This is a genomic window from Pseudarthrobacter sp. C4D7, assembly GCF_013359725.1.
In the GTDB taxonomy this organism is placed as follows: Bacteria; Actinomycetota; Actinomycetes; order Actinomycetales; family Micrococcaceae; genus Arthrobacter.
Genome location: NZ_JABFMW010000050.1, coordinates 1 through 5365, shown reverse-complemented (window position 1 = coordinate 5365; position 5365 = coordinate 1). Strand labels below are relative to the sequence as shown.

General features: G+C 66.7%; 1 protein-coding gene. It reads right to left on the bottom strand.

Annotated elements, in window-relative coordinates:
- Positions 1-269 precede the first annotated feature (269 nt).
- Entirely contained in the window at positions 270-5321 is a 5052-nt protein-coding gene (locus HNO81_RS19755; RefSeq protein WP_254703600.1) for an Ig-like domain-containing protein, read from the bottom strand.
- Between the last annotated feature and the right edge of the window lie 44 nt (positions 5322-5365).

Here is a 5365-nt window from a genome sequence, read left to right as displayed (position 1 = left end):
TAAACCCCGGATACAACACAGCACCCGTCACCACCACAGCCACCACAGCACCAAAAGCCGTACCGGTGACGAGTTTTTTATGTCGCTTTTTCAGCCCGAGCTTCCCCAGCAGAGTTGTCACAGCGTTACTTTTCCCTCAGTTTGTGTAGCCAGATGGCGGCCCGGTCGCAGGACAGGCAGCAGGCTTTCTTTCCCCGCGGCAAGCCTACCGAACCGCTGCAAGCCCCGCGATGGGGACAACTGCCCGGGGCATGCCGGGATGGGCAGCGTCAGCAATGCGGGGCTCCCAGGCCGGCGGGATCGGCGAGCGTGGTGTGGCCGGCGATGACATAGCGGCCCACGTTGCGTGATGAACCGGACTCCACCCGCCACCAACGGACCACGCCGTTGCCGGACCAGTTGTCATCCTGGTCGATGTAGCAGGCCACCATAATGCGGTCCTGGTCCGCTTTGTAGAACCACGGCGGACTGTCCGCATTGACGCCGTCACAGTCGAAGTAGGGATTTGGCCGGTAGTTGGATCCACCCAGGGTGTACGAGCAGCTGCGCACGAAGTTGGGGTCGGAGGTCTTGATCCGGGTCTCCCACAGGCCCTGCTTTCCTGCACTGGCGCTGGCGGTTACCACCGCGCTGCCGGTACCGACGGAGTTGAAGGTCTGGACCGCGATGGTGACGGTGTCACCGAAGTTGGCCGTGTTGACCGTCCTGCTGCCGGACGGGGCAACGTTCTCCCAGCCGCCATTGTTGATTTTGATCCTGGTTTGCGCCACGTCGTTGGTACTGGTGGACGGGGAGGACCAGTTCAGGGTGGCGGACTTCTGGTTGACACCGCCGTTTTGGCCGGACGCCGAGGGGGTTCCCGGGGAACCGTACGGCGTCGCGGTGGCGGGGGCGCTGCCGTCAGAACTCGGGGCCACCGTGGAGTTGGCGACGACGGTGATGCTCACGGCGGTGCCGTTGGTGAACCCGCCGATGGTCTGGCCGGGCGTGATGGGGCCGCGGGCACCGTTGCTGGCGTTGTAGCTGTAGCTGACTTCGTTTTCGGAAGAACCATTGCGTTCAGCCGCGGTCAGCTTTCGGAAGTCCACGGTCACGGAGCGTCCTGCTCCGCCGGTGTTGGCAGGTGTTGCCGTGACGCCGGAGACCGGGGACAGCTTGCCGGTGGCGCGGCGCGGGGCCGAGGGCGGACTGACTGCTCCCTTGCCTGCCTTGTTTTCCGCCTGGACCGTGAAGGTGTAGGCGGCTTCGGAGTTGCTGGCCGTGAAGTTGGCCGTACGGACGTTGCCGGGGACGGTCTGCGTCTGGGCGGGGGCATTGCCGCCGCTCATGGTGACGTAGTAGGTGCTGATCGGATCGCCGTTGGTGTTGGGTTCGGCCCAGGTGACCCGAAGCTGGTTCTGGGTGCCCACGGAGGATGCGACGGCGGACGACGGTGCGGCAGGTGCCGCCGGCACGCCGGCCGGATTGTCCTCCGCCGAGTACGTCCCCCAGTCGGAAGGACCAAGCTCATTGACGGCCTGCGCACGCACCTTGTACTTCACGCCGTTGGTAAGGCCGGTCCACGTGTAGTTCAGTCCCGAGACCTCGTTCTTGACGGCCACGCCACTGGCCGGCGGCGGCGAGATCTCCAGGTTGTAGTGCTTCACCGGTGAACCCTCGGTCTTCGCAGCGGGCCAGGTGATGGCCATCGTCTTGTCGCCCGCCTTCACCGTGGGGGCCTCCGGCGGTGACGGTTTCTCGTCAGGCCGGATTTCGTTGGACTGCGGGGATGCCGGTGACTCTCCCACCTCGTTGGTGGCCAGCACCGTGAACACGTATTTCACGTTGTTGGTGAGCCCGCTCAAGGTGCAGGTGGTGGTGGGGCACTTCTGTTCGAAGCCGTTGTTCGAGCGGACGGTGTACCCGGTGATGGGCGCGCCGTTGTCCGACGGCGGAGCCCACTTGAGCACAGCGGTGCGGCTGCGGACGTCGGTGGCACTGGGAGCAGAGGGTGCGTCGGGCTTGCCGCGGACGGTGAGCCGCAGCCGCCCGTCCACCTGGCGGGAGAGATCGCCCGTCTTGTCCGCCACGGTGTATCGGACCACCATGACGCCCTTGTAGCCCTCAGCCGGAGTAACGGTGATGCTGTCTCCGGACACTGACGGCTGGCCGTTCGCGGAGCCTGTCTCCACGGTGGCGGCCACGATCCGCAGGGGCGTGTCCGGGAAGGGGTTGAAGTCGTTGGCCAGGACGTTGACCTGTTCGGTCTTCCCCGCGTTGGCTTTGTCCACGGCATCATCATTGGCTACCGGGAGGGGCCGGTTGGAGGCGACGTGGCGTGCGGTGATGGTGGCACCCACGGCGGGCGACCGGCCGTCAGTGACCTTCACCTGGATGTTTCCGGTGACGCCAATGCCAAGGGAACCGTCGGCGGTGATGGCGAGGATGGCGCCGTCGACCTTTGCGTTGAACCCGGCCGGCAGCGTGCCGTCCAGTTCGAAGCGGAGGTTGTCCTTGTCGCGTTCGTCCACGTCCTTGGCCAGCCCCGCCAGGTCCACCGTTGCCTGCTCGGCCTTGGGCACGTCCACGGAGGTGCCGCTGAAGGTGGGCGGGTGGTTGGCGTTGGGGTCCGGGATCACCTTGGTCATGATGACCAGGGTGGCTTTCAGGCCGTCGGCGTCGTCGGGGCCTGAACCGTCCGTCACTTCAAAAGTGATGGAACCCGGGCCCACATAGTCAGGTTTCGCGGTGTAGCGCAGGGCCTTGCCGTCGGACTGGATGACGCCCTCCGGCGATCCGCCCTGGACGCGCACGGAGTCGGCCACGGTGATCCTTGCCGTCCGGCCGTTGCGGACGCGGACGTAGTCGGACAGGTCCAGGGTGACGTCCTTGCCGGACATGACCTCAACAGGATCGGTTATGGCCAGGGTTGGGTACTGTGCGCCCTGGCCGGGGATCCACATCACGGCGGTGGAGGTGAGTCCGTCGACGTCCGTGACGGCGTAGGGAATCAGCTGGTCTTCCGGGGTGAGGGTCACCACCACGTTGCCCGAGCCGCCGGGCCGGGCATTCGGGTTGCCGTCGGGAAGGCTGATCTTCAGCTCGGAGGCCACGCCGTCGGCATCGGAATCGTTCTTCAGGACGGGGACGTCCACCGCCGTCTTGCCGAGGGTTTCGGCCACCGTGACCCGGTCGTCCTTGGCCACGGGGCGCTTGAGTTCGGCGTCCGGGCTGATCCGGACCCGGATCACGGCGCCGGCGGAGGCTTTCTTGTCGTCCTGGATGCGGTAGCTGATGCTTTCGTTGCCGGCTGTGCCCGGTGCGGTGAACAGCACTTTGGCACCGTCCGTGGCCTCCACCTGCAGGTCCGGTTTGGCCTCGAACCCGTCGGAAACCAGGCTGAGCGGATCACCGTCGGGGTCCGAATCGTTCGCCAGGGCCTCCACGGCCACCTTGCGGCCGGGGCGGACATCCACGGCGTCGTCCACGGCGATGGGCTTCTGGTTGTTGACCTCCGCCGGGGCAATCCCAACAATGACGGTTCCGGTGTTTTCGGCGCCGATCCGGTCCCGGACCCGGTACGTGAAGCTGTCGGTGCCGGCAGCGTCGCCGGCGGCCGTGAATTCAAGGTAGCCGTCGCGTACCACCGCGGTTCCCATCGCCGGCGCATTGTCGATGCCGATGAGCTGGACGGAGTCGCCGTCGGCGTCGATGCCGTCCAGGGGCACGGGCACCTTGACGGTCATCCCGGCCACCACGCGCGCGGTGAGGTTGCGGGGTTCGGGCCGGGTGTTCCGGTCATCTTCCCGGGCACGGATGCGGATGGTCACCTGCTGTGAGTCCACCTGCCCGGACTCGTTCTGGACCTTGTAAATGGCGTAGACGGTTTTTGCTTCCGGTCCGGCCAGGAACCGCAGCTGGTCGCCCGAGACGAACATGCGGCCGTCGGCGGCGTCGGGCTGCTGGGCGAGTTCGGGCAGCAGGGTGAGCTTGGAACCGTTGGGGTCGGTGTCGTTGGCCAGCACGGGAATGGTGACCACGTCGTTCACCCGGACCGTGGCCTCGTCCGGCTTTGCCTGGGGCGCCTGGAGCTTGGCCGGGGCAGGGACCATGAGCACGGCGATCTCGCCCGTGGCGGAGGACCGTCCGTTGGACACGGTGTACCGGACCGTCAGCTGGCCTTCGGCGCGGATGTCGGTAATCCTCACCACCGAGTGGTCCAGCACCGCCACGCTCACCGGCAGGCCGGCGTCGGCCGTTACGGACTGCACCACCAGCACGCCGCCGGAAGGATCCGAGTCATTGCCCAGGACGTCCACCAGGACGTCGCCGCCGGTGGGAAGCAGCGCGGTGTCGCGGACAGCGACCGGAGCGCCTTCGTCGGTTCCCGGAACCACATCAACGCGCACCAGCTGCTGGGCGCTGGCCGGCCCGTTGGTGACCAGGTAGCTGACGTAGTGCGCGCCGACGGTCCGGGAGTTGAAGGTGAACGTCTGCTGGTCCGGGTTGAGGGTGGCGGTGGATTCGGCGTCCGGTGTGGCCTGCGCCAGCCGCAAGGTCCCGCCCTGCGGGTCCGAATCGTTCTTCAGCGGGGTGATGACGGTGTCGGTGCCGGCAACGGCCACCACGTGGTCGGCATTGGCGATCGGCGGCAGGGCGCCGGGGCTTCTGACATCCACGGTCACCTTGCCTTCGGCCGTGGACTGTCCGTCCGACACTGAGACGGTGAGGACCTTCCGGCCGGGGGCGGTTCCGGAATCCTGGAAGGTCAGCTGGCCGTCGGGGCGGATCCGGGCCTGGTCCAGCGGGTCGGTGCTGGACACGGAGACGGCGAACAGGTCATCGCCGTCGGGATCGATCCAGTCGGTGAGGATGTTCTGGGTGACTGCCTTGCCTGACTGGACCACCAGCGTGGTGTTCCGGTTGGGCTTTTGCCGCGGCGGGTTGTTGGTACCGGGCGGGATGATGTTGAGGGTGATGTCCGCCGATGCGGACAGGCCGCGGCCATCGTCCACGGTGTACTTGAAGGTTTCGCTGCCGGTTTTGTCCGCGGGCACGGCCACCTGCAGGCCGGTGGATCCGTAGATGGGTGAGACGGCGCCGGTTTTGACCCCTTCCGGGGTACGGACGGTGAGGACGTCGCCGTCGGGGTCGGAGTCGTTGTCCAGGACCGGCAGGATAGTGGTCTTGCCTGCGCGGATGCCGAACTGGTCCGGTTTGGCCACGGGGGCACTGTTGGGTTTGGTCCGGTCCGGGAGGACGGTCTGCTGGACTTCGTCGGCGGAGTCCTTGTCGGCGTCGTCGGAGGTCTCCTTGGGTGGGATGACGTCGGGGGGTGTCAAGTTTTCTGTGTAAGGGACCGGTCGGTGATCCGGTCTGCCGGGTG